At 70.1% G+C, this 24,670-nt stretch carries 23 protein-coding genes; 16 read left to right on the top strand and 7 right to left on the bottom strand.

Annotated elements, in window-relative coordinates; genetic code table 11:
- Positions 1–30: 30 nt before the first annotated feature.
- Positions 31–1,422, bottom strand: a complete 1,392-nt coding sequence (locus E1286_RS08365; RefSeq protein ID WP_132610390.1) for a sigma 54-interacting transcriptional regulator — start codon at positions 1,420–1,422, stop codon at positions 31–33.
- Positions 1,423–1,592: 170 nt separating this feature from the next.
- Here E1286_RS08365 and E1286_RS08370 point away from each other — a divergent pair, with 170 nt between their 5' ends.
- Positions 1,593–2,768, top strand: a complete 1,176-nt coding sequence (locus E1286_RS08370; RefSeq protein WP_132610436.1) for an FIST signal transduction protein — start codon at positions 1,593–1,595, stop codon at positions 2,766–2,768.
- A 25-nt stretch (positions 2,769–2,793) separates the two neighbouring features.
- Complete coding sequence (locus E1286_RS08375) at positions 2,794–3,984, top strand: ROK family protein (protein WP_132610392.1); 1,191 nt, start codon at positions 2,794–2,796, stop codon at positions 3,982–3,984.
- A gap of 237 nt (positions 3,985–4,221) precedes the next feature.
- Here E1286_RS08375 and E1286_RS08380 read toward each other — a convergent pair whose 3' ends face one another.
- Entirely contained in the window at positions 4,222–5,637 is a 1,416-nt protein-coding gene (locus E1286_RS08380; RefSeq protein WP_132610394.1) for a M1 family metallopeptidase, read from the bottom strand.
- Between the two features lie 91 nt (positions 5,638–5,728).
- Positions 5,729–6,838 (bottom strand): 4-hydroxyphenylpyruvate dioxygenase, encoded by a 1,110-nt coding sequence (gene hppD / locus E1286_RS08385; RefSeq protein WP_132610396.1) that lies wholly within the window; start codon positions 6,836–6,838, stop codon positions 5,729–5,731.
- Positions 6,839–6,941: 103 nt separating this feature from the next.
- On the opposite strand from hppD, the gene E1286_RS08390 reads away from it, so the two are divergent.
- Together E1286_RS08390 and E1286_RS08395 are read left to right on the top strand one after the other, a co-directional pair.
- Complete coding sequence (locus tag E1286_RS08390) at positions 6,942–7,430, top strand: Lrp/AsnC family transcriptional regulator (protein ID WP_132610398.1); 489 nt, start codon at positions 6,942–6,944, stop codon at positions 7,428–7,430.
- Between the two features lie 288 nt (positions 7,431–7,718).
- Positions 7,719–9,674, top strand: a complete 1,956-nt coding sequence (locus E1286_RS08395) for a transglycosylase domain-containing protein (protein ID WP_246074589.1) — start codon at positions 7,719–7,721, stop codon at positions 9,672–9,674.
- A 385-nt stretch (positions 9,675–10,059) separates the two neighbouring features.
- Here E1286_RS08395 and E1286_RS08400 read toward each other — a convergent pair whose 3' ends face one another.
- Positions 10,060–12,054, bottom strand: coding sequence for a thioredoxin domain-containing protein (locus E1286_RS08400; protein WP_132610400.1), 1,995 nt, complete (start codon positions 12,052–12,054; stop codon positions 10,060–10,062).
- 114 nt (positions 12,055–12,168) lie between these two features.
- Here E1286_RS08400 and E1286_RS08405 point away from each other — a divergent pair, with 114 nt between their 5' ends.
- Complete coding sequence (locus E1286_RS08405) at positions 12,169–13,317, top strand: hypothetical protein (protein WP_132610440.1); 1,149 nt, start codon at positions 12,169–12,171, stop codon at positions 13,315–13,317.
- A 4-nt stretch (positions 13,318–13,321) separates the two neighbouring features.
- On the opposite strand, the gene E1286_RS08410 is transcribed toward E1286_RS08405, so the two are convergent.
- Genes E1286_RS08410 through mca form a run of 3 tightly spaced genes read right to left on the bottom strand, consistent with a single transcriptional unit; the run spans position 13,322 to position 14,708 of the window.
- The gene (locus tag E1286_RS08410) at positions 13,322–13,606 is read right to left on the bottom strand and encodes a GNAT family N-acetyltransferase (RefSeq protein ID WP_132610402.1); all 285 of its coding nucleotides are present in this window, start codon (positions 13,604–13,606) and stop codon (positions 13,322–13,324) included.
- Positions 13,607–13,765, bottom strand: coding sequence for a hypothetical protein (locus tag E1286_RS47675; RefSeq protein ID WP_165969637.1), 159 nt, complete (start codon positions 13,763–13,765; stop codon positions 13,607–13,609). It abuts the gene before it with no gap.
- Between the two features lie 58 nt (positions 13,766–13,823).
- Entirely contained in the window at positions 13,824–14,708 is an 885-nt protein-coding gene (gene mca, locus E1286_RS08415) for a mycothiol conjugate amidase Mca (protein ID WP_132610404.1), read from the bottom strand.
- A gap of 135 nt (positions 14,709–14,843) precedes the next feature.
- Here mca and E1286_RS08420 point away from each other — a divergent pair, with 135 nt between their 5' ends.
- The 11 genes from E1286_RS08420 to E1286_RS08465 all read left to right on the top strand — a co-directional run bounded on the left by E1286_RS08420 (position 14,844) and on the right by E1286_RS08465 (position 24,602).
- Complete coding sequence (locus E1286_RS08420) at positions 14,844–15,263, top strand: DUF4307 domain-containing protein (protein ID WP_132610406.1); 420 nt, start codon at positions 14,844–14,846, stop codon at positions 15,261–15,263.
- Positions 15,264–15,372: 109 nt separating this feature from the next.
- Positions 15,373–15,873, top strand: coding sequence for a transcription elongation factor GreA (gene greA / locus E1286_RS08425; RefSeq protein ID WP_111184401.1), 501 nt, complete (start codon positions 15,373–15,375; stop codon positions 15,871–15,873).
- 182 nt (positions 15,874–16,055) lie between these two features.
- Positions 16,056–17,216, top strand: coding sequence for a C40 family peptidase (locus E1286_RS08430; RefSeq protein ID WP_246074591.1), 1,161 nt, complete (start codon positions 16,056–16,058; stop codon positions 17,214–17,216).
- 70 nt (positions 17,217–17,286) lie between these two features.
- A complete protein-coding gene (locus E1286_RS08435) occupies positions 17,287–17,799 on the top strand; it encodes a hypothetical protein (protein ID WP_132610410.1) in 513 nt (170 codons plus the stop codon).
- A gap of 201 nt (positions 17,800–18,000) precedes the next feature.
- Positions 18,001–19,830, top strand: coding sequence for a phosphoenolpyruvate carboxykinase (GTP) (locus E1286_RS08440; RefSeq protein ID WP_132610442.1), 1,830 nt, complete (start codon positions 18,001–18,003; stop codon positions 19,828–19,830).
- 271 nt (positions 19,831–20,101) lie between these two features.
- A complete protein-coding gene (locus tag E1286_RS08445; protein WP_132610412.1) occupies positions 20,102–21,103 on the top strand; it encodes a TIGR04222 domain-containing membrane protein in 1,002 nt (333 codons plus the stop codon).
- Position 21,104: 1 nt separating this feature from the next.
- On the top strand, positions 21,105–21,914 hold the full coding sequence (locus E1286_RS08450; protein ID WP_165969638.1) for an MbnB/TglH/ChrH family RiPP precursor modification enzyme: 810 nt from the start codon (positions 21,105–21,107) through the stop codon (positions 21,912–21,914).
- The gene (locus E1286_RS47680; RefSeq protein ID WP_165969639.1) at positions 21,911–22,267 is read left to right on the top strand and encodes an SCO6045 C-terminal-like domain-containing protein; all 357 of its coding nucleotides are present in this window, start codon (positions 21,911–21,913) and stop codon (positions 22,265–22,267) included. The genes E1286_RS08450 and E1286_RS47680 overlap by 4 nt, the downstream gene beginning before the upstream one ends.
- Before the next feature lie 52 nt (positions 22,268–22,319).
- Positions 22,320–23,213 (top strand): DUF7064 domain-containing protein, encoded by an 894-nt coding sequence (locus E1286_RS08455; RefSeq protein WP_132610414.1) that lies wholly within the window; start codon positions 22,320–22,322, stop codon positions 23,211–23,213.
- Positions 23,214–23,242: 29 nt separating this feature from the next.
- The gene (locus tag E1286_RS08460) at positions 23,243–23,791 is read left to right on the top strand and encodes a hypothetical protein (RefSeq protein WP_132610416.1); all 549 of its coding nucleotides are present in this window, start codon (positions 23,243–23,245) and stop codon (positions 23,789–23,791) included.
- Between the two features lie 49 nt (positions 23,792–23,840).
- Entirely contained in the window at positions 23,841–24,602 is a 762-nt protein-coding gene (locus E1286_RS08465; protein ID WP_132610418.1) for an isoprenyl transferase, read from the top strand.
- The last annotated feature ends 68 nt before the right edge of the window (positions 24,603–24,670 follow it).

Raw genomic sequence — 24,670 nt, forward strand, 5'->3', positions numbered from 1 at the left:
CTTTTGACGCGGGAGACCGCCCATATGTTTTCAGGTGCGGTAAACGCTCACCCCGTCGACGTCCTCCTTCGACAGGCGCCGCATGAGGTAGAGCCCTTCGAGCGCGAACTCCAGGGCGGCGGCGGCGTGACCGGGCGACTCCTCGCCCGCGCCCATGCCGAGCCGCGACATGACCTTGGCCAGCCCGGTGACCGGGCCCATGCGGTGCAGCAGCTCGGCGGCCGGGACGAGCTCACCCGACTCCACCTGGTTGCCCTCGGAGAACTTGTCGATCACCGCCGACAGGTCCATGCCGCCCAGCCGGTTCCTGAACGTCTCGGCCGTGGCCCGGCGCAGCAGGTGGGCCAGGATCTCGGTCTCCCTGCCCTCCTCGCTGACCTCGAACTCCACCTTGCCCCGCAGGCTGTGGACGACGCAGGCGAGGTCGACCACCCGCGCGACGGCCTGCTCCTCGCGGGCGATGGCCGCCCGGCGCACCGCGGAGGCGGCCGCGGTCTCGGCGGCGGCGATCGAGAAGCGGGCCGACACGCCGGAACGGGCGTCGACGGCCGTCGACTCGCGGACCAGCCGGGTGAACCGGGCGATCACCTCGACCAGGTGCTCGGGGATGTCGGCTCCGATGTCCGGCATGGACTCCTGGCGGATGAGCCGCAGCTCGTCCTCGACGGTCATCGGGTAATGGGTGCGGATCTCGGCGCCGAACCGGTCTTTCAGCGGCGTGATGATCCGGCCCCGGTTGGTGTAGTCCTCGGGGTTGGCGCTGGCGATGAGCAGGATGTCGAGAGGCAGCCGCAGGTTGTAGCCGCGCACCTGGATGTCGCGCTCCTCCAGCACGTTGAGCAGCGAGACCTGGATGCGTTCGGCCAGGTCGGGCAGCTCGTTGACGGAGAAGACGCCGCGGTTGGTGCGCGGGACGAGGCCGTAGTGGACCGTTTCAGGGTCGCCGAGCGTGCGCCCTTCGGCGATCTTGATCGGGTCGACGTCGCCGATCAGGTCGCCCACGGAGGTGTCGGGCGTGGCGAGCTTCTCGCCGTAGCGCTCGTCGCGGTGCTTCCACGCGATCGGCAGCTCGTCGCCCAGCTCCCGCGTGAGTGCCTGGCAGCGGGTGCAGACCGGTGCGTACGGGTGGTCGTTGATCTCGCAGCCTTCGACGATCGGCGTCCATTCATCGAGCAGGCCCGTCACGGTGCGGATGAGCCGGGTCTTGCCCTGACCGCGCTCGCCGAGGAGCACGAGGTCGTGCCCGGCGAGCAGTGCCCGCTCCAGGTGTGGCAGGACGGTGTCGTCGAAGCCCACGATGCCGGGAAAGCGTGGCTCACCGGCCCGCAGCTTGGCCAGCAGGTTTTCCCGGACCTCGGCTTTGACGGTGCGATGAACGTGGCCGCTCTCTCGCAACTCGCGGAGAATTCGTGGCTGATGCACGGAACCGAGACTACGTCCCCCACGAAGAATGTGGCAGGGAGTTTCGCACCTGGCGGAGATTTCGGATCTTGACTATTAGGTGACGGTTCGTGCGCGTGCTTGTCCCCTTTGTGGGGAGAATCGGGCCTAGGGAACTTGGACATGACGAGGAGGCGAGACGCGTGGCCTTGATGACAAGCCGCTTCGCCGACGGCCTCGCCGTGGGTTCTGACCTGGTGGAGGCCGCGGAGAACGCCGTCGGTCAGGCACTGTCGAGGCTCAGCGGCCCTGCCGACTTGGTCTGCTTCTTCATCTGCGGCGACGATCCCGATGACGTCGCCCGGGCCGGAGAGGCCGCGATGAAACTCGCGCCCGAGGCGAACGTGATCGGATGCAGCGCCACGGGAGTGATCGGCGACGGGCAGGGGGTCGAGCTGACGCCCGCTGTCAGTGCCTGGGCCGCGACCTTGGACGGGGCCCGGTTGACGACGTTCGCGCTGGAGACGCTGACGGCCGAGGACAGGTTCGTGGTGGTCGGGCTGCCGGAACGCGGCCAGGACGACCACGTGGCGATTCTGCTGACCGATCCGTACAGCTTTCCGACCGACGCCTTCGTCGAGCGCTCGGTCGACGTCCTGGGCGACCTGCCGCTGGTCGGGGGGCTCGCCAACGGGTTGCAGGGACGCGGTTCCGTACGGTTGTTCGCCGACGGCGAGGTCTACACCGAGGGCGCGATCGGCGTGCTGATCAGCGGCCCGGTGAAGATCAGCACCGTGGTCAGCCAGGGCTGCCGCCCGATCGGGCCGAGCATGGTCGTCACCGCGTCGGAGGACAACCTGCTGCTCGAACTGGCCGGCCAGCCGGCCCTGGCCCGCCTGGAGGACATCGTCACCGAGCTGGACGAGGACGACCGCGACCTCGTCGCCGCCGGCCTGCAGATCGGCCTGGCGATGGACGAATACGCCGAACGCCACGAACGCGGCGACTTCCTCATCCGGGGCGTCATCGGCATCGACCCCGAACGCGAGGCCGTGGCCATCGGCGACATCGTCGAGGTCGGCAGGACCGTACGCTTCCAGGTCAGGGACGCCGCCACCGCCGACGAGGACCTGTACGACCTGCTCGACGCCCACCGCGAGGAGATCGGCAAGGTGGACGGGGCGCTGCTGTTCTCCTGCAACGGGCGGGGCTCGGCCATGTTCGGCACACCCGACCACGACGCGATCGCGGTGCGCGACACGCTGGGGCCCGTCGGCGTGGCCGGCTTCTTCGCCGCCGGCGAGGTCGGCCCGGTCGCCGGGCACAACCACGTGCACGGCTTCACCGCGTCCCTGCTCGTGTTCTGCAGCGCTGCGGACGAGCCATGATCCCGTCCGGTACGGCGGGCCGCCCGTGATCCTCGCGATCGACATAGGCGGCACCAAGATGGCCACCGGGCTGGTGGCCCGCGACGGCACCGTGGTCACCTCCAGACGCGTCACCACCCCCCGGAGCGCCGACGCCGAAACCCTGTGGCACACCCTCACCGACCTCATCGCCCCGCTCTCCGACGACGTCGAAGGGGTGGGCGTGGGCTGCGGAGGCCCCATGACCTGGCCCGAGGGCGAGGTCTCCCCCCTGAACATCCCCGGCTGGCGCCGCTTCCCCCTGCGCGCCCGCCTCACGGCCCTTTTCCCCGGCCTTCCGGTACGCGTGCACAACGACGCCGTCTGCCTGGCCGTCGCCGAACACTGGAAGGGCGCCGGCCAGGGCACCCAGGACATGCTCGGCATGGTGGTGTCGACGGGCGTGGGCGGTGGGCTCATCCTGGGCGGCCGGCTGGTGCACGGCCGTACGGGCAACGCCGGCCACATCGGCCACGTGGTGGTGGAACCGGACGGCGGGCCCCGCTGCGGCTGCGGCGGCCACGGCTGCCTGGAAGCCATGGCCCGCGGCCCCGCCCTCGCCACCTGGGCCCTGGCCCAAGGCTGGGTGCCCAGCGCGGCCATCCCCACCCAGGCCTCAGCGCCCGACTCCGCCTTCGACACGCCACGGGGAACCGGCGCCGACCGCGTCCCATCGTCTCGCACCGACAACGGGACCGGTACGCGGGCCGGCAGGACCGAGAGTCCGGCGGCCGCGCCCGTGACCGTCCCCGGTGGGGCGCACTCCGGCCGAACCGCACCCACAGGCGTCCCCGCGCCACGCCTCACCTCGGCCACCACCCACGACCACGGGGCGCGGCCGTACGAACAGGACGAGGCGTACCGCGAGGATCGGGTGGTGACGGCGCGGCAGCTGGCGGCGGACGCGAGGGCCGGGGACGAGATCGCGTCCCGGGCGATGTGCCGGGCCGGTCGGGCGATCGGCATCGCGATCGCCTCCGCCACGCACCTGTGCGACCTCGACCTGGTGACCATCGGCGGCGGGCTCTCCCAAGCGGGGCAGCCGTTGTTCGGCCCGCTGGAGGAGGCGCTACGCGAGCACGCCCGGATGGGGTTCGCCCGTCGCGTCAAGGTCGTGCCCGCCGCACTCGGCCAGGAGGCCGGCCTGGTCGGCGCCGCCGCCCTTCTCCTCGCCGGCGACACCTATTGGCCCTCGTAACCCTCGTACGGTCCGCCCGGCCTTCGTGCTGGCCGTGCTGGCCGTCGTGACCCCGTGCTGGCCGTTCGGATCCTGTGCTGCCCCTCCAGATCCCCGTGCGCCGCCCCAGCCCCTCCAGAACCCGGATCCTGCGGAAGACGCCTTGGGCGTGGACCGTGCCGTGCGAGGCCGTACAGCCACGGGATCCCGCCACCGGGCACCTGCGCTCACTGTCCGGCGGAGCGGGTTCGCGGCGGGTCAGGCGGCGGGTTTGCGGGGCTGGAAGAGCCAGGCGTCGAAGAGCGGGTTGAGGTCTTTGCCGGACATGCGCTCGGCCAGGTCGATGAACTTCTCCGTCGTGACGTGACCGTAGCGGTGCTCGGCGGCCCACGTGCGGAGCAGCTTGAAGAAGGTCTCGTCGCCGATGGCCTTGCGCAGCGCGTGCAGGGCCATCCCGCCACGGGTGTAGACCGACTGGTTGAACAGGTCGTCGGGCTTGGCCCGCCCGGGCGGATAGGACCACATCGGGTCGCTGTCGGGGCGGTTGTTGAACTCCGTGAAGAACTCCTCCACGGTCTTCCTGCCCTTGTGCTCGGACCACATCCACTCGGCGTACGTGGCGAAGCCCTCGTTGAGCCAGAGGTCCTTCCACCGCCAGATGGTCAGGCTGTTGCCGAACCACTGGTGGGCGAGCTCGTGGGCGACGATCACCTCGTCGGGGTCGAAGCCGCCGTAGAGGGGCTTGGTCTGGTTCTCCAGCGCGTAGCCCGCGGTGTAGTTGTCGATCACGCCACCCGTCGAGGAGAACGGGTAGGGGCCGAAGACCTTGGCCCAGTGGTCGGTGATCTCGGCGGTGGACGTGTAGAGCCGGTCGAGCCCGCTCTTGAAGGCCGGGTCGGTGGCGGCCAGCGTGGGGATGCCCGAGGCCGTCTTGCCCTGGCGCAGCTCGAACTTGCCGAGCGTGGCCGTCGCGAGGTATGTCGCCATCGGGTGGCGCTCCCGCCAGCGGAAGGTGGTCTTGCCGCCGGCGGTCTTGGGCTGCCCGACCTGCTCGCCGTTGGCCAGCGCCGTCAGCCCGGCGGGCACGGTGATCTCGAAGGCGTAGGTCGCCTTGTCGGCCGGGTGGTCGTTGCTCGGGAACCAGGTCTTGGAGCCGTCTGGCTCGGAGGCCACGAACGCGCCGTCGGAGGTCGGCATGAACCCGAAGGTGCCGAGGTTGCCGGTGTCTTTCGCCGGGTTGGGGACACCGTCGTAGGTGACCTCGACGGTGAACTCGTCATTGGCGTCGATGGGCCGCTCGGGCCGCACGGTCAGCTCGTCGCCCCGCCGGCTGAACGTCGCGGATTTGCCGTCGAGGCTCACCTTGCGCACGTCGAGCCCGGCCAGGTCGAGATTGAAGCTGGACAGGCCCTGCGTGGCGGCGGCCCGGATGGTGGCCACTCCCTCGAGCCGTCTGGTGGCGGGCGTGTAGTCGACGTCGAGGTCGTAGTGGGCGACGTCGTAGCCGCCGTTGCCGTCGTCGGGGAAGTCGGGGTCGCCGATGCCGGGCGCGCCCGGGCGGTACGCCGCTTCGGTGTGGTGTACCGCGGGCGGTGTCGGCTCGTCGGTGAGCGAGCAGCCGACCACGCTGCCGAGCACGACGAGCGCGACCACTCCGCTCCTGTGGAAACGCATAGGTGACGAGCCCCCTTCAGATCGTGACCAGAATCTTACGCTGGGTCACGGACTGCCGACGACTCGTCACCGCATCGCCCCGGCAGGCCCCCTACAGGTTGCCCCGCCGCTCCTGCTCGCGCTCGATCGCCTCGAAGAGCGCCTTGAAGTTCCCCTTGCCGAACCCGAGCGAGCCGTGCCGCTCGATGAGCTCGAAGAAGACCGTGGGCCGGTCCTGCACGGGCTGGGTGAAGATCTGCAGCAGGTAGCCGTCCTCGTCGCGGTCGACCAGGATGCGGCGCTTCTTCAGCTCCTCGATCGGGACGCGCACCTCGCCGATGCGCTCGCGCAGCTCGGGGTCCTCGTAATAGGAGTCGGGAGTGTCCAGGAACCGCACGCCCGCCGCCCGCATGTGGTCGACCGTGGTCAGGATGTCGTTGGTGGCCAGCGCGATGTGCTGCACGCCCGGCCCGCCGTAGAACTCGAGGTACTCGTCGATCTGCGACTTCTTGCGGCTGACCGCCGGCTCGTTGAGCGGGAACTTGACCTTGCGGGTGCCGTCGGCCACGACCTTCGACATGAGCGCGGAGTACTCGGTGGCGATGTCGTCGCCGATGAATTCGGCCATGTTCGTGAAGCCCATGACCTTGCGGTAGAACTCCACCCACTCGTCCATCCTGCCCAGCTCGACGTTGCCGACGCAGTGGTCGATCGCCTGGAACAGCCGCCCCGTCCTGGTCGCGGGCGGGGCCACGAGGGGCTCCGCCGCCACGTAGCCCGGCAGGTGGGGTCCGTGGTAGTCGGACCTGTCGACCAGCGTGTGCCGGGTCTCGCCGTACGCGGCGACGGCCGCGATCGTCACCTTGCCGTGCTCGTCCTCCAGCGTGTACGGCTCCACCAGCCCTTTGGCCCCGTTGGCCACGGCGTGGGCGTAGCCGGCCTCCACGTCGGGCACCTGGATGGCCAGGTCGATCACCCCGTCGCCGTGCTCGGCGACGTGGCGCGCCAGTTCGGTGCCCGGGCGGATCGAGGCCCGGAACTCGAACGTGGCGCTGCCCGAGGTCAGCACGTACGCGGCCGCGTCCTTGCTGCCGTTCTCCGGCCCGCGGTAGGCCACCAGCTTCATGCCGAACGCGGTCGAGTAGTAGTGGGCCGCCTGCCTGGCGTTGCCCACGGCGAACACCACGGCGTCCATGCCGTTAACCGGAAAGACATCACTCATGGTCACAACTGTCGAATTTCCTGGACGAGTTGCGCAACAGTTACCTCTACGAGTGGACAATCTGCCTAGTTGATCGCGGATTTCTCCGGTAAATCTGTACAGCATGACAATCGACGAGCTTGACGCCCGCCTGATCACCCTGCTGACCGAGGAGCCCCGGCTGGGCATGCTGGAGTGTTCGCGCCGGCTCGGCGTGGCCCGCGGCACGGTGCAGGCCCGCCTCGACCGGCTCATCGACCGGGGTGTCATCACGGGCTTCGGGCCCGACGTCTCGCCCGCCGCGCTCGGCTACCACGTCACCGCGTTCGTCAGCCTGGAGATCCGGCAGGTGGCCGGGCACGACCCGGTGGCCCACCGGCTGGCCCGCATTCCCGAGGTGCTGGAGGTGCACACCATCACCGGCGGCAGCGATCTGCTCTGCCGGGTGGTGGCGCGGACGAACTCGGATTTGCAGCGGGTTATCGATGTGATCGTTGATGTTCAAGGCGTACTCAGGACTAATTCGATCATCGCCCTTGACACTCCGGTTCCCTACCGAGTGTTGCCATTGGTCGCCGATGTTCCGCGTCAGGAAGGGCGCCGGCCGTCGTAGTATCAGCGGGGGACGAGGCACCATTATCGATCGTTTACCCTTGGCATTCGCCCAGGCTGCGGGGATGGGGCGACGCTTGACGGAGGGGAGTCAGGGGTGCGGAGTGGTGGTGGAAACGGGATGCGAAAACGGCGGCTTCTCCGGCTTGTACTGATTTCATTCGGTGCCGGAATCCTCGTGCTGGCCGGTCTTTTCGCCATTGCCTGGGCGATGACTCCGATTCCGGACACAACGCAGAAACAGGCGACCGCGCAGGGTTCGGTGATCTATTACCGCGACGGTAAAACCGTGCTCGCGCGGCAGGGCGTCGACCGCAGAAGGGTCGATATCGCGCAGGTGCCCCAGCACGTGCGCGACGCGGTCATCGCCGCCGAGAACCGGTCCTTCTACGACGACGCCGGCGTCTCGATCAAGGGCACCGCCCGCGCCGTCTGGTCCACGTTCACCGGGCAGCAGCTCCAGGGCGGCTCCACCATCACCCAGCAGCTCGTCCGCAACTACTACAGCGGGCTGAGCCAGGAGCGCTCGGTCACCCGCAAGTTCAAAGAGATCCTCATCGCGATGAAGGTCGACCAGTCCAAGCCGAAGGACTGGGTGCTGGAGCAGTACCTCAACACGATCTACTTCGGCCGCGGCGCCAACGGCGTGCAGTCGGCCGCCCGCGCCTACTTCGCCAAGGACGTCGGCGACCTGACCGTGGCCGAGGGCGCCTACCTCGCGGCGGTCATCCAGCAGCCCAGCCGCTTCGCCGACCCCCAGGGCGCCGACCTGGACGCGGTCAAGGCGCGCTGGCAGTCGGTGATCGACGCGATGACGCAGACCGGCGCGCTGACGCCCGAGCAGGCCGCCGCCGAGCGGTTCCCCGAGCTCGCGCCGCCGAAGAAGCCGTTCGAGCTCAAGGGCCAGGCCCAGCACATGCTGGAGCAGGTCACCGCCGAGCTCAACCGCCGCGGCTACACCAACGAGGACATCAACAGCAGCGGCCTGAAGGTCGTCACCACGTTCGACAAGAAGCTCATGCAGGCCGCCGAGCGCGCGGTGGAGGACCTGCTGCCCGACTCCAGCCCGAAGCAGGTCCGTACGGGCCTGGCCGCCGTCGATCCCGCCACCGGCGAGGTCGTCGCCTTCTACGGCGGGCGTCCCGCGCAGGTGGAACACTTCGACAACGCGTTCTCGGCCAAGGTGATGGCCGGCTCGACGTTCAAGCCGTACACCCTGGCCGCGGCCCTCGACAACGGGTTCGACCTGTCCACCCGCGTCGACGGCAACTCGCCGCTGCGGGTGGCCTCGGCCTCCAAGCCCATCCCCAACGACAGCGACCGCTCGTACGGGCTCATCAACCTGGTCAGCGCCACCCAGAACTCCGTCAACACCGCGTTCGTCGACCTCGGCCAGAAGGTGGGGCTCGACAAGGTGGCCAAGACCGCCGAGCTGGCCGGCATCCCCGCCGCCCAGCTGAAGCCCCACCAGGCGGCCGCCTCGTTCCCGCTCGGCGTCGCCTCGGTCAGCGCCGTGCAGAACGCCTCCGGGTTCGCCACGTTCGCCAACAAGGGCGTGCACATGGAGGCCCACGTGGTGCGGTCGGTCACCGACGCCCAGGGCCGCAAGCAGGTCGTCGAGCCGGCCGCCACGAAGGTGGTGGGCGAGCAGGCCGCCGCCGACACCACGTACGCGATGGAGCAGGTCGTCAAATACGGCACCGGCACCGGCGCCCGGCTCTACGACCGCCCGGTGGCCGGCAAGACGGGCACCACCGACGACTCGAAGTCGGTCTGGTTCAACGGCTACACACCGCAGCTCGCGGTGGCGGTCAACATGTTCCGCGACGACAACGCCACCGTCACGATCCCGGGATACGGCACGCAGTTCGGCGGTTCGCTGCCGGCGCAGATCTGGCGGGCGTTCATGACCGAGGCCATGGAGGGCAAGCCCGTCGAGGAGTTCCCCGAGCCGTCCGACTACGGCTACTCCTCGGGTTACGAGACGCCCGACTACGACAGCGACGTCCCCGACCCCGACTACACGCCTCCGACCGACTCGGACGAATGGGACGTCCCCGAGCCCGACGGCGGCCCGTCCTTCACCGACGAGCCCGATCAGGACAACCCAGGCGACCGCGCACGCCAGGACGTGGAGCCGGAGCAGACGGACCCGCCGTCCCTCGACCTGCCCGACAACCCCTGGGTCCAGGACGACCGCACCAACCCCGATGAGCCCCGCCTCCGCGAACCCCAAGACCGCTGACCGGCGACCGCGTGGCCGAGGTCGGCTGGGTGGTGGACGTGGCTCGGCGGGCGAGGCCGGCCGGGTAGCGGGATTGGGTTCACGGCCGAGGACCGGCCGCCTGCGTGGCTGAGGTCGGCTGGGTGGTGAACGTGGCTCGGCGGATGAGGTCGGCAGTGGGATGGGGCTTACGAGGCCCGCTGCGGGGTGCCGTGTGGCTCGCCACCGAGATCTCGTGGCGGTGGGGTGTGGTTCACCCACCCAACCCCCAGACGGACGGTCGCAGGTGGGGCTCACCATTGAGGCCTCGCGAGGGTGGGTGTGTGCTTCACACACCCTCACCCTCAGAGGACGGTCCTGAGGAGGAGCGCGGGGCTTCGGCGATGGTGGGCCCCTTGCCGGACGGTCAGGTACGCAGTTCGCTGCGGAGGGCGTCCACCGTGGTGACGGGCATGCGGCAGGTGAACCCCCGGCAGACGTACGCCGCCGGGGCCTCGTCGACGAGGCCCCGGCCCTCCAGGAGCGCGGGGAAGGCCTCGCGCGGCGTCAACGGGTCGCCGGTGCCGCGGTCGGCACCGTCACCCCGCCCCAGAGCCACCACGATCCCCGGGACGTCGGCGAGCAGCGCCTCGCGGTGCAGTGCCGCCGTACGCGGGTCGTCGGCCGGCCCCACCACGGCCACCTCCACCGGGCCCGACAGCGCCGCACGCGCCACGGCCAGCCCCCAGCCCGCGAAGCGGGCGTGCCCGGCCGCCAGCACCGACACCGTGCCGAGCGCCGCCTCGGCGGCCTCCCGGTGCCGTGTGGAGCCGGTCAGCGCGCCGTACGACAGCAATGCACCGGCGGCGGCGTACCGGCCGGAGGGGGTGGCGTTGTCGGTGGCGTCCTGCGGGCGCTGGAACAGCCGCTCGGCGTCGTCGGCGGTGTCGTAGAAGCCGCCCGACCCGTCGGCGAACCGGTCGAGCACGGTGTCGAGCAGCGAGCCCGCCAGCCGCAGCCACCGGGCCTCGCCGGTGACGCCGTACAGGGCGATGAGGCCCTCCGCCACGTTGGCGTAGTCCTCCAGCACCCCGGCGTTGGCCCCCGCCCGGCCGTCGCGCGACGTGCGCAGCAGCCGGCCGTCGACCATGTGGGTGCCGGCGAGCAGCTCCGCCGCCGCCGTGGCCGCCGCCACGAGGTCCGGCCGTTCGAAGACGGCGCCCGTCTCGGCCAGGGCCGCGATAGCCAGGCCCGTCCAGGAGGCCACGACCTTGTCGTCGCGCCCAGGACGCACCCGGCGCTCCCGCGCGGCCAGCAGCCGCGCCCGCACGTCCGCGTAGCGGGCCGGGTCGTCGGGGTCGCGCAGCAGCTGCAGCACGGACGTGCCGTGCTCGAACGTCCCCGTGACCTCGAAGAGCTCCGCGGCCCGGCGGCCGTCGTCGTCGCCGAGGACCTCCACCAGCTCCTCGGGCGTCCAGACGTAGAACTTGCCCTCCACGCCCTCGCTGTCGGCGTCGAGCGCCGAGGCGAACCCGCCTTCGGGCGTGCGCATCTCGTGCAGCAGCCAGTCGGCCGTCTCCAGCGCCACGCGGCGGGCGAGCTCGCCGCCGCCCGCCTTCCACCAGTGCGTGTAGACGCGCAGCAGCAGGGCGTTGTCGTAAAGCATCTTCTCGAAGTGCGGCACGATCCAGCGGGCGTCCACGCTGTAGCGGGCGAAGCCGCCACCGAGCTGGTCGTAGATGCCGCCGCGGGCCATCGCCTCAAGAGTGCGGCCGCTCATCTCGCGCTCGCCCGAGCGCAGCAGGAACTCCAGCACCATGGACGGCGGGAACTTCGGCGCCCCGCCGAAGCCGCCGTGGACGTCGTCGAACGACTCGCGCAGGTTGGCCAGAGCCTTCTGCAGCGTCTCCTCGCCCGGCAGGGGGCCGTTGGGCAGCGCGGCGTTCGAGTTGAGCACCTCGACCACCTTCGCGCCCTGCTGCAGCACCGACTGCCGGTCGCCGGTCCACACGTTGCGCACCTCGGTGAGCAGCCGGCGGAAGTGGGGCCGCGGGAAGTAGGTGCCGGCGTAGAACGGATGACCGTCGGGCGTCGCGAACACCGTCATCGGCCAGCCGCCCTGCTGGGTCATCGCCTGGGTGGCGGTCATGTAGACGGCGTCGACGTCGGGCCGCTCCTCGCGGTCGACCTTGATGTTGACGAAGTGCTCGTTCATCAGCGCCGCGGTCTCGGCGTCCTCGAAGCTCTCGTGGGCCATGACGTGGCACCAGTGGCAGGCCGAATAACCCACGCTGATGAGCAGGGGCACGTCGCGGCGCCTCGCCTCCTCGAACGCCTCCTCACCCCATGGGTGCCAGTCCACGGGGTTGTCCGCGTGCTGCAGCAGATAAGGGCTCGTGGCGTCTTTCAACCGGTTCATCATGACCTCCTCGATTCACCCTATGCGTCGTCCGGCGGCCGGTTGTGGGCCAGGTCACGCCCCGGCGCGCTGCGGCTGACTCGGAAGGCGGTGACGGCGTAGGTTACGGGCGTGGATATGGACTTCGTCTGCGCTCACGCCGGTCGCCCGGCCCCGGCGCTCACCCGCAGGGACGTGGCACGCGCGCTGCTCGCCGTACCGTCGGGGGTGGCGCTCGTGGCGCTGCCCGACCTGCGGCGGGAGATGCTCTCGGCCGGAAACCCGCTCTCCCGGGCGTTCTGGGAGTCGGCCAAGGCCGTTCTCAGCTCGATCGAGGCGGGCCAGGCCACGGTGGGCGACGTGCAGCGGTGGCTGGAATCGACCGGCACCGAGCCGATCCTCATGACGCCCAGCTACTTCGTCTGGCCCGAGGAGGACGAACGCGGCCCCGTGGCCACGGAGATGTACGACCGCCTGGTGGCCCACCTGGAGGAGCGCGTGGCGGCCGGGGAGATCGACCCCGACGCGCTGGTGACCGGCGACCAGGAGGCCCGCAGGGCGTACGAGGAGTTGCAGGAGCAGTGGCTCGGCACGCCGCTGCCCGACGGGCGGGTGCCCGGCTTCGCCGTCAGCGACGAGCAGGACGAGGAGCTCTTCAACGCCTGGGACGAGGAGGAGGCGTTCGCGCTGTCGGAGCTGCAGCGCATCATGGCGGAGCTGCCCAAGCAGCCCGAGGTGCCCGCGGAGGAGCTGGAGGTCGCCGCGGCGCGGCTGCGCGTGCTGCTCGCCCTGCCCGGCTACCCGTCCAACGTGCTGCGGGCCTGCGCCGGGTTCGAGGACAGGCCGCTGCCCGACGACGACACCGAGCTGTGGTTGTCGGTGGCGGCCGGCATCGCCGGGCCCATCTCCGACCTGTCGGAGGGCGGCGACGTGCTGGAGGAGTTCGTCGACGTGGAGGGCGAGCTGAGCCAGGAGGACACCGTGCTGGCCAACCTGTGCGCGATCCAGCACGCCGACTGGCTGGCCGGGGTGGCCGCGCTGGCCAGGATGGGGCCGGGGGTGCTGGCCTCGCCGGAGCGGATGGCGCGCCTCATCGCCGAGTCGGAGGACGTCGACGTCGACGAGCATGCCGGCGACGACCTCGACACGACCGAGAGCCTCTTCGCCTCGGTCGTGACGCTGTGGGGCTACCTCGGCATCGTGGACGAGGACGACGTGCTGACCCCGCTGGGCTGGTGGGGGCTGCCCAAGGCGCTGGAACGCGCCTGGTCGCCCCCGGCCGAGTGATCCCTCAGGCGGAGTCGACGAGCTCCTTGAACTCCGGGTGGCGCTCGATGTATTTCGCGACGTACGGGCAGGTCGGCACGACGCGCAGGCCGGTGTCGGCGCTCACCTGAAGCGCGTGGCCGACGAGCTTGCCCGCCAGGCCCTGCCCTTCGTACTCGGGCAGGACCTCGGTGTGGGTGAAAATGATCTTCGTGGGCAGCAGCCGGTAGTCGGCGAACCCGGCGAGCTTGCCGTCCACGTGGATCTCGAATCGCTTCTCCGTCGGGTTGTCGACCACTTCTGTCGGCATTTACCTGGCCTTCTCGTCGTCTTTGACCTTCTCGTCGTGCACGTCACCCTCGTGCGGCACTTCGATCTTCGACATCTGCTTGTTCATCGACTTGATCAGAAGAAAGAGGGCGAACCCGATGAGGGCCACGACGACGAAGCCGAGCAAACCCGGACTCACATCACCCGCTGCTAGAACACTCACCCTTCCAGTCTGCCACCTGAAGGCCGTGGTCCCCTCAGTGGCAGGCGGGTGAGACGTCGTCGGCGTGGATGCCCGCGAACAGGTCGTCCTCCGGCGGCTCGGTGTCGACCAGCGAGCGCGCCAGGTGGTAGTCCTCCGTCGGCCAGATCTCCTCCTGCACCTCGCGCGGGCAGACGAACCAGAAGCCGTCCGGGTCGATCTGGGTGGCGTGGGCCAGCAGCGCCTCGTCGCGGACCTTGAAGTACTCGCCGCACGGCACGCGCGTGGTGGCCCCCCACTTGGTGGGGCGGTCCTCCCAGCGCGCGATCCAGTCGGAGTAGGGGGACCCGAGGTCGCGCGCGACCATCGCCTCGTGCAGCGCCTCGAACCTCTCCTTGGTGAAGCCCATGTGGTAGTAGAGCTTCAGCGGCTGCCAGGGGTCTCCGGTGCCGGGGTAGCGGTCGGGGTCGCCGGCCGCCTCGAACGCCTCGACCGAGACCCGGTTGGTCATGATGTGGTCAGGGTGCGGGTAACCGCCGTCGTCGTCGTACGTGATGATGACGTGCGGCCGGAACTCGCGGACGGCGGCCACCAGGGGCCTGGCGGCGTCCTCCAGCTTCTGCAGCGCGAAGCAGCCCTCGGGCAGCGGCTCGTTCTCGTCCTCCGGCAGGCCGGAGTCGACGAAACCCATGAAACGCTGCTCGACGCCGAGGATCTCGCGCGCGCGGTCCATCTCGGCCTTGCGGACCTCGGCGATGTTGGCCACGATCTCGGGGCGGTCCATCTTGGGGTTGAGCACCGATCCGCGTTCGCCGCCGGTGAGCGTACAGACCAGCACTCCCACGCCTTCGCGCACGTAACGCGCCATGGTGGCGGCACCCTTGCTCGACTCGTCGTCGGGGTGGGCGTGGACGGCCATCAGCCTCAGCGGTGCACTCACGGGCTCGATGTCTCCTCAGTCAGGACCGGGCAGTCACCCAGAGAGGTTAGTTTCTGCTGGGCGGTCGCGAGGGCACACCCCTCGCGGGCGACAATTGTCTCGGATAACGCCGAGGGAGTGCAGGGAGATTCCGCCATGGTCACCAGAGATGTCGAGGACGGGCCCGTTCTCGGCACCCCCGACGACTTCCCCGATCGTCCCGAGCGAAGGGGCAGGCTCGTCGTCCACGTGGTGATCGGCGTGCTGGTGGCCATCATCGCCGGCGGCTGGGGTTACGTCATGTGGTCGATGACCGCGGGCGGCTCGGAGGCGCCGTCACAGGTGGTCACGTTCGAGGTGGAGAGCCCGAGCCGGGCCGAGATCACGTTCGAGGTCTACAAGCCGGACGACCGGGTCGCGGTGTGCCGCATCCGCGCGCTGGACGTCGACCACGCGGAAGTCGGCAGCAAGGAAGTAAGAATCCCGGCCGGTGCGGGTAGTAAGCAGATCAAGGAAAGCCTGGACACCAGTGGTCAGGCCACTTCCGTCCACATCCAGTACTGCAATCTCGTATAGTGAGACATTTGGGGAAGCGTTCTCGCCGTTGTCTTGTTACCCTTTCGCAATTCAACCGTACGCAACCTCGAAGTGATCTCAGGGCCCCCTAGGCAAGCAAGGAGAACCCGTGGCCGACTCTCGCGATGAGAACGTCACATGGCTGACGCAGGAGGCGTACGACCGCCTGAAGGCGGAGTACGAGTATCTCTCTGGCCCCGGGCGCGTCGACATCGCCAAGAAGATCGAAGCCGCCCGTGAAGAGGGCGACCTGCGTGAGAACGGCGGCTACCACGCCGCCAAGGACGAGCAGGGCAAGATGGAGGCCAGGATCTTCCATCTGCGGCAGATCCTCGACAACGCCCAGGTGGGAGAGGCCCCGAAGACCGAGGGCGTGGTCGGCCCCGGCATGACCGTGACCATCAGGTTCGTCGGCGACGACGACGAGGTCACCTTCCTGCTCGCCTCCCGCGAGGAGAGCGGAGCGCCGATCGACGTCTACTCGCCCAAGTCCCCGCTGGGTGCGGCGATCAACGGCAAGAAGATCGGTGAGAAGGCGACCTACGCCCTGCCCAACGGACGGCAGAACACCGTCGAGATCCTGGAGGCCGTGCCGTACGTCGGCAACTGACCCCCCCGCACGACGACCGCCGGGCCCCCGTTGGCCCGGCGGAATTTTTGCATGTCCCGGGCCATGTTCCCGGCCATGTTCTGGGTCATGTCCCGGGACATGACCCAGGGCATGGCTCGGGAATTCGGCAAGACCTGAGTTTTCTCGTCAAATCCCGTAAACGGCGCAACACGTACAGGCTTGTGCCGTTCATCGTGGTGGCGCTGGTGGCGGTGCTGACCGCCGACGTGCTGCTGCTCGTGCACCCGCCGCAGGAGCGCGCCGGGTTATCCGAAGCCCCGCGCGACGTCCGGCCCGAGCAGACGCTGCTGGCGCAGCAACAGCCCCAGGAACAGTCGCAGCAGTCGCCGCCGGCCGTCACGCCGGTCGCGCCGCTGCAGAAGCTGCACAAGCCCAACCTGTTCGTGCTCACCCGCAAGCCGTTCACGGACGAGCTGCTGCGGAAGGTGGCCGCGCTGCCCGGTGTGCGGGCGCTGGAGCTGGCGGACGCGGCCTCGATCGTGCTCGACGACAAGCGGGTGCAGACACTCGGGGTGGATCCGTCCACGTTCCGGGCGTACACGCCGAAGGTGACCGCTTCGTCCGATGCGCTCTGGCAGAACGTGGCGGCCGGCGACGTGGCGGTGTCGTTCGTGCTGGGCAACGACGGCGGGCTCACGCTGCACCGGCGGGTGCAGGGGCCGGCCGGGCAGCTGCGCATCGGCGCGTACGCCACCACCGGCTTCGGCGCCGTGGACGCCGTGGTCTCCAAGGACGTCGGCCGCAGGCTCGGCCTGCCCCACGACAACGCGCTCATCGTCAGCGCCCCCAAGGCCGCCTCCGACGACCTGCGCGCGGCCATCCTGCGGGTGCTGCCCAAGGGCACCCAGGTGGCGCTGGTCAACCCGGTGATCCCTCCGGAGCGGCAGCAGGTGACGCCGCGCGAGTGGCCGGCCGGGTCGTTCATGACGGGCGACCAGCTCACGGCGGCGCTGCGGGCGGCCGTCTCCAAGCTGGGCCGCCCTTATGTGTGGGGCGCCGAGGGCCCGGAGACGTTCGACTGCTCCGGCCTGGTCCAGTGGGCCTACGCGCAGGCGGGGGTGCGGATGCCGCGCGTGACGCACCAGCAGTGGCTGACGGGGCCGCAGGTGCCGTACGCGCAGGCGCAGCCGGGCGACCTGCTCTTCTGGCGCAACGACCCGACGAACCCGGCCTACATCTCGCACGTGGCCATCTACTGGGGCGAGGGGAAGATGTTGCACGCGCCCCGCACCGGTGACGTGGTCAAGATCGTGCCGGTGACCACCCGCAACCTGGCCGGAGTGGTCAGAGTCAGCCCCGTGCAGGCGGCCAAGGTCCGCTGAGGCTTTCCTCCGCGCACAGTGTCCTGTTGCCTCACGTGCGTTCCTGCCGCAACTCGGTAATGATGATTACATGACTACAGAGGACGAGGTCCGCGGCTGGTTCACCGGGCGGCTGCCCGAGGAGTGGTTCACCGGCGCTCCGACGATCATCCGCGACCGCGAGGAGATCGCGGTGCTCGGCCCGCTGCCCGACCCGCCCGCCGACGTCCCCGAGGCCGAGCGCGCCGCCCTGATCGAGGGGATGGTGAGGAGGTTCAGGGAGGAGACGCGGGAGCGGCGGATCGACATCGCCAAGGAGGCCGAGCGCAGGTTCCGGCAGAAGGTGTCGTGGGGCGTCGTCTGCGGGGGCGAGGCTGTGATGTTCACCACACTCTCCGTGCCGGTCATGACGCGGCTGCGCCAGTCGGAGCGCCAAGTGCTCGACACGCTGGTGGCCGCCGGTGTGGCGCGCAGCCGCAGCGACGCCCTCGCCTGGTGCGTACGCCTGGTCGGGAGGAACGCCGACACGTGGCTGGTGGATCTGCGCGAGGCGCTGCAGCATGTCGACCGGGTGCGCTCCGCGGGGCCCGACGTCAATTCATGAGGCCGCTTCCGGGGAATGGACTAAACCACTTGGGCAATTGGTTTAGACCATCGGGATTGGACTGGACCAGTGCTCCGAATTTCTTCTTTTAAATCCGCTTCCGCTGGGTAGGGTCCCCCAATCGTCAGGGCCGCTGCCTGCGGCGACGGCCTCGCCAACAGGTCTATGCCAATTGGCTTTCTCGCCGGTTCGTCGTTAATGATGACTGGGCCCTGGGAGAGTGGAGGAGTCATAGTCGTGTCCGTTTCCGTGGAAGTAACCGCACCCACCAGCAATGCCGAATTGGTCGCGTGGGTGAACGAGATCGCAGCCCTGACCCAGCCCGACCGCGTGGAATGGTGCGACGGGTCGGAGGCGGAGTGGACGCGCCTGACCAACCTGCTCGTCGAGCAGGGCACGCTCACGCGTCTGGCCGCCCGTCCCAACAGCTTCTACGCCAAGTCCGACCCGAGCGACGTGGCGCGGGTGGAGGACCGCACCTTCATCTGCTCCGAGCGCGAGGAGGACGCGGGCCCGACGAACAACTGGATCGCGCCCGGCGAGATGCGCGACACGTTCGGCAAGCTCTTCAAGGGCTGCATGCGGGGCCGCACCATGTACGTCGTCCCGTTCTGCATGGGCCCGCTGGGCGGGGAGATCTCGCAGCTCGGCGTCGAGATCACCGACTCGGCGTACGTCGCCGTCTCCATGCGCATCATGACGCGGATGGGTGAGCGGGCGCTGCGGCTCATCGAGGAGCGCCAAGACTTCGTCAAGGCCGTCCACTCCGTCGGAGCGCCCCTGGCGCCCGGGCAGGAGGACGTGCCCTGGCCGTGCAGCTCGACCAAGTACATCAGCCACTTCCCCGAGACCCGCGAGATCTGGTCGTACGGCTCCGGCTACGGCGGCAACGCGCTGCTCGGCAAGAAGTGCTACGCCCTGCGCATCGCCAGCGTCATGGCCCGCGACGAGGGCTGGATGGCCGAGCACATGCTCATCCTCAAGCTGACGCCGCCGGACGGCGAGCCACGGTACGTCGCCGCCGCCTTCCCGAGCGCCTGCGGCAAGACCAACCTCGCGATGTTGCAGCCCACCATCCCGGGCTGGAAGGTCGAGACGATCGGCGACGACATTGCCTGGATGCGCTTCGGCGACGACGGCCGCCTGTACGCGATCAACCCGGAGGCGGGCTTCTTCGGCGTGGCCCCAGGCACCGGACAGGTCACCAACGCCAACGCGATCAGGACGCTCTGGGGCAACAGCATCTTCACCAACGTCGCGCTCACCGACGACGGCGACGTGTGGTGGGAGGGCCTCACCGACGAGCCCCCGGCGCACCTGACCGACTGGAAGGGCCGCTCCTGGACGCCCGACAGCGACGAGCCCGCCGCTCACCCCAATGCCCGCTTCACCGTCCCGGCTGCCCAGTGCCCGACCATCGCACCGGAGTGGCAGGACCCCAAGGGCGTGCCCATCTCGGCGATCCTGTTCGGCGGCCGCCGCGCCACCGCCGTTCCTCTGGTGACGGAGTCGCTGAGCTGGCAGCACGGCGTCTTCCTCGGAGCCAACGTCGCCTCCGAGAAGACCGCCGCCGCCGAGGGCAAGGTCGGCGAGCTGCGCCACGACCCGTTCGCGATGCTGCCGTTCTGCGGCTACAACATGGGCGACTACTTCGGCCACTGGCTGGAGATCGGCCGCCGCGAGGGCGCGAAGCTGCCGCGCATCTACTACGTCAACTGGTTCCGCAAGAACGCCGACGGGAAGTTCATCTGGCCCGGCTTCGGCGAGAACAGCCGGGTGCTCAAGTGGATCGTCGAGCGGCTCAACGGCGAGGCCGAGGCCGTTCCTTCGCCGATCGGCCTGCTGCCGGCCGAGCTCGACACCGAGGGGCTCGACCTGTCCGAGGATGACCTGCGCGCGCTGCTGACCGTCGACCGCGAGGTCTGGCGGGAGGAGGCGGCGCTGATCCCGGGCCACTTCGAGAAGTTCGGCTCCCACCTGCCCAAGGAGCTGTGGGACGAGTACAACGCTCTGCTCGACCGCCTCGGCTGAGGCGGCTGACGGCGGTCCCCGCCGACCGCCGCGGCTCTCTTCACCGGCGCCGGCCGTCTTCGCGACGGCCGGCGCCTTCGCCGTTCATGAGCGGGAGAGGAAGTCTTCGCCGTTCATGAGCGGGAGAGGAAGTCTTCGCCGTTCATGAGCGGGAGAGGAAACCGTGAGCAAATGGCGCTAAACCCCTGGTGGACCGGGGGCCGATCCTACTGTCGGAATACGCGTCACTTCCGACAGCCGGGCTGGAAGGCCCGCAGAGGGGAGGCCGTCCATGGATCTGGCTCTGCTGATCCTTGCCGTGGCCCTGGCGGCGGTCGCCGGCCACATCACCCACTCGATCCGGCGCGCACTCACGGCCCTGCGCGCGATCAGGACGAGTGACAGATCTCCCGACCTCGGCCACTACGAGCTGGCGTACCTCGCGGGAGGCCCCCGGCGGGTGGCGGAGACCGCCATCGTGCTGCTGACCGAGGTGGGAGCCCTGCGAGCGTCGCGTGGCGGGAACGTGTACCCCGTCGCCGGCGGCCCCCGATCGGACGACCCCATCGACGAGGTGGTCCTGTCGGCCGTCCTGCCCTCCGGGGCCTCGGTGCTCTCGCTCAGGGAGCAGATCGCCCGCAGCCGGGCCATGGAGCGGCTCGGGCAGCGCCTCACGGAGCGCGGCCTGATCCGCCCGGACGACCTGTTCTGCGACGTCGACCGGCTGAGCGTGCGGCTGCGGATGACCACCGCCCTGGCGTTCACCGGAGCCGTACTGTCGGGCCTGCTCCTGCTGTTCGCCGGCACGACCCCGATGAGGGTGGCGGCCCCGGCGCTCTTCCTGGCCACGATCGCCCTGATGGTCTACGCGGGGACGCTGCTGAGCGTGCGCGCCCGCGCCGCGAGCCACCGGCCGGCCGCCACGCTGACGCCGAAAAGCGCGCCCAGGCGGACGCTCGCCGCGCCCGTGCCGGCCCAGGCGGGACGCAGGGCGCTCGAAGATGCCAGGAGGGAGCTCCCACGGGGCGGCGCGGAGCTCCACCTCTCCGTCGCGCTCCACGGCCCGGGGCGGCTGAGCCGCACCTCTGATCTGTACGGGGCGTTCGACCCTGCCAAACCTGTTCCCTCCTCGCCTGCCCGGCCCCGCGGCAGGAGGAGCGGCGCGTCGTCCGGAGGCTCGGGCGGCGGCGGTGGCGGGAGCTGCGCGTCGTACGTATCGAGCTGTTCGAGCGGCTCGTCCGGCGGCGGCGGCAGTTGCGGGGGCGGCGGCGGTTGCGGCGGAGGAGGTTGCTGACATGGCGGGGCTGGGCGTGGGCATCGGCTGGCGGACGGAGCTCGACCTGACGATCGAGCGCATGGCAGGGGTGGAGTTCCTGGAGGTGGTCGCCGAGAACGTCCATCCCGGCCGGCTGCCCGAGTCGCTGCAGGTGCTGCGCGCACGCGGCCTGCCGATGATCCCGCACGGGGTGTCGCTCGGTGTCGGGGGCGCCGAGCGGCCCTCCCCGGCCCGGCTGGCCCACCTTGCGGCCTGCGCGCAGGCCCTGGACGCGCCGCTGGTGAGCGAGCACCTGGCCTTCGTCCGCGGGGGCGGCGTCGAGGCCGGGCACCTGCTGCCGGTGCCGCGTACCAGGGAGTCGCTGCGGGTGGTCGCCGAGAACGTGCGCCGCGCCCAGGACGCCCTGCCCGTCCCGCTGGTCCTGGAGAACGTCGCCGCCCTCTTCGGCTGGCCGGACGACGAGCTGACCGAGGCGCAGTTCCTGGCCGAACTGGTCGAGCGCACCGGCGTGGGGCTGCTGGTCGACGTGGCCAACCTCCACACCAACCAGGTCAACCTGGGCCTGCCGGCGGTGGCGGCGCTCGACACGCTGCCGCTGGAGCACCTCGCGTACGTGCACGTGGCCGGCGGGCAGGAGCACGGCGGGCTCTGGCACGACACCCACACGGCCGTCGCCCCGCAGGCCGTGCTCGACCTGCTCGCCGAGCTGTGCGCCCGCGCCACCCCGCCGGGCGTGCTGCTGGAGTGGGACGGCGCCTACCCGTCGGACGCCGTCCTGGCCGGCGAGCTGACGAGGATCCGGGCCGCGATGGCCGGTGCCCTTCGATGAGTGAGGCGCGGCGGCGGCTGGCCGAGGCGCAGGGGCGGGTGGTGGCGGCGCTGGTCGCCGGGGGCGAGGTGCCCGAGGGGTTCGACCCGGAGCGGATGCGGGTGCAGTCGGCGAGCCTGGTGGCCAAGCGGCGGGACATCGTGGCGAGGATCCGTCCCGACGCCGCCGCCGCGGCGGGGCCCGACCTGGTGGCGGAGTTCGCCGCGTACGCGCGGGCCCGCGCCACCCCGCCGCCCGGCTACCGCGCCGACGCCGACGACTTCGCCGCCTGGCTGCGCGAACGCGGCCGGATGCCGGACGAGGAGCCGGCCAAACGCCGCTGGTGGTCCCGCCTGCTGTCATCGGGCCCGTGACCGCCGGGGGTTCGCCGCCTACGATGATCACAGCAAGCGCTTGGGAGGCGACATGCGGATCGTCAACATGGGCGAGTGGCCCCTGGACACCGAGGACGAACGGCGGCACGAGCCCGGCGGCGAGCCGCTGTGGAACGAGTCCTGGTACTACGACTTCGTCTCCGAGGACGGCGGCCTGGGCGGCTACGTCCGGCTCGGGCTCTATCCCACCTGGGGGCGCGCCTGGTACTGGGCCTGCGTCGTCGATCGCGACGGCGGACTGGTGGCGGTGATCGACCACGAGGCGCCGCTGCCCGGCTCCGAGGACCTGGCCGTGGCCGGCGACGGCTACACGGCCTCCCACGGCACCACCGAACCCTTCACCTCGGTACGGGTCCGGCTGGCGTCCGAGGAGCTCTCGCTCGACCTCGAATGGCGTACGGCGGGCGGCGTCTACGGCTACGCCATCATCCCCCGCTACGAGGTCCCCTGCGTGGTCACCGGTACCGTCAACGGCGCCCCGTTCCACGGGTACGGCGAGCGCGACCACAGCTGGGGCGTGCGCGACTGGTGGTCGATCTCCTGGCTGTGGAGCAGCGGCCGCATGGAGGACGGCGCCTTCCTGCACGGCATGCGTCCCAACGTCGGCGTCGAGCTGGACTGGCCGGCGTTCCAGGTGCCGGACGGCGGCAAGCTGGCGCACGTGGCCGGCTTCTCGGCGGCGACGGCGTTCGACGGCGACCGTCCGTCCGAGAGCGTGCTGCGCTTTCCCGGTTGCGCCACCACGGTCCGGCCGGTCGCCTTCGCCCCCGTCACCCTCACAGGCCCGGACGGAAGGGTGGCGGAATTCCCCCGGGCGATGTGCCGCTTCACGGCCGAGGACGGGCGTACCGGATGGGGCTGGACGGAGTGGCACCAGCCGCCGGACTGGCGCGAGCACGTCTGGGACCCGGGCAGCCGCGTTTAGCGGACTTTCGCCCGGAAACGGTCAGGCGCATGGGAGGACTGCGCTGCGTCGACGGCTCGTACCTGAGCGTCACGCCGGTCGCGTGCACCGACAGCGTCGGCACGCCGTACGAGGTCACGCTGGAGCTGCACCGCGACGGCACGCCGTACGGCAGCGTGGGCGAGCGCTGCGGCTGGCTGCTGACCCGCCTGGCGCGCGGCGTCGACGAGGCTCGCCGGGGCAGAGGAGCGGCCAGGCGCTGGGTCGACCCCGACGACCGCTTTCCCGACGAGGAGCCCGACAGCGAGCTGTTCTCCTTCCGCTACCGCACCCGGGCCGGCCTGGTCGGCGGCGGCGAGTTGCGCTGCCAGCTCAGGACGATCCCCGTGTGGCAGCCCGCGCGCGGCGAGTGGCGCCTGACGCGGCGGGCGTACGTGGAGGCCTGGGGCGCCACGGGCGCGGGCATGCGCGCGGTGCTGACGTCCTCGCAGTTGTCGCTGTTCATCGGGCAGCTCGTGCGGGAGGCCGAAGGGTGTCTGGAAGGTAGAGATCTGGCGAGGAATCCCGGACAAGGCGCGGGCATGGGCGATTCGCGGTGATAATTGCGTGTTGAAGCAACTAATCACAGCAGCGCTGGGGAGGCACTCCGTGGGCCTGCGCAACCTGGTCTACCGGCTGTACGAACGACGGCTGGAGGCCGAGCTGTCCAAGGACAGCATCCCGCGACATGTCGGAGTCGTCATCGACGGCAATCGCCGATGGGCGCGTGCCATGGGCATGAGCGACGTGTCCACGGGCCACCGCAAGGGCGCGGACAAGATCTCCGAGCTGCTCCACTGGTGCCGTGAGACCGGTGTCGAGGTCGTCACGGTGTGGATGTTGTCCAACGACAACCTCAACCGGCCGAGCGAGGAGCTGGAGCCGCTGCTGCGCATCATCGAGGACGTGACGCAGGAACTCGTCGACGAGGGTTGGCGGATCATCCCGGTGGGTGCGCTCGATCTGCTTCCGGATAGCACGGCCAATGTCCTGAAAAATGCAAAAGAAGCGTCATCAAACCGTCCAGGCCTGATTGTGAACGTTGCAGTTGGGTATGGAGGAAGACGTGAGATTGCCGATGCGGTGCGCTCACTGCTCCAGGAGCACGCGAGCAAGGGGGCGAGCATCGAGGACCTCGTCGAGGTGCTCGATGTCGAGCACATCGCGAAGCATCTCTACACTCGCGGCCAGCCCGATCCGGACCTCCTCATCCGGACCTCGGGCGAGCAGCGGCTGTCGGGCTTCATGCTCTGGCAGAGCGCTCATTCTGAGTTCTACTTCCACGAAGCGTACTGGCCTGACTTCCGCAGGGTCGATTTCCTGCGGGCGCTGCGCGACTACGCTGCGAGACACCGACGTTACGGTTCCTGACGCGACATTCGGGTATCCAGGACGTAACGTTGGAAGTGTCCGGTCACAGGTCGGACATTTCGGAGAGG

Source organism: Nonomuraea terrae (assembly GCF_004348995.1).
Lineage (GTDB): Bacteria > Actinomycetota > Actinomycetes > Streptosporangiales > Streptosporangiaceae > Nonomuraea > Nonomuraea terrae.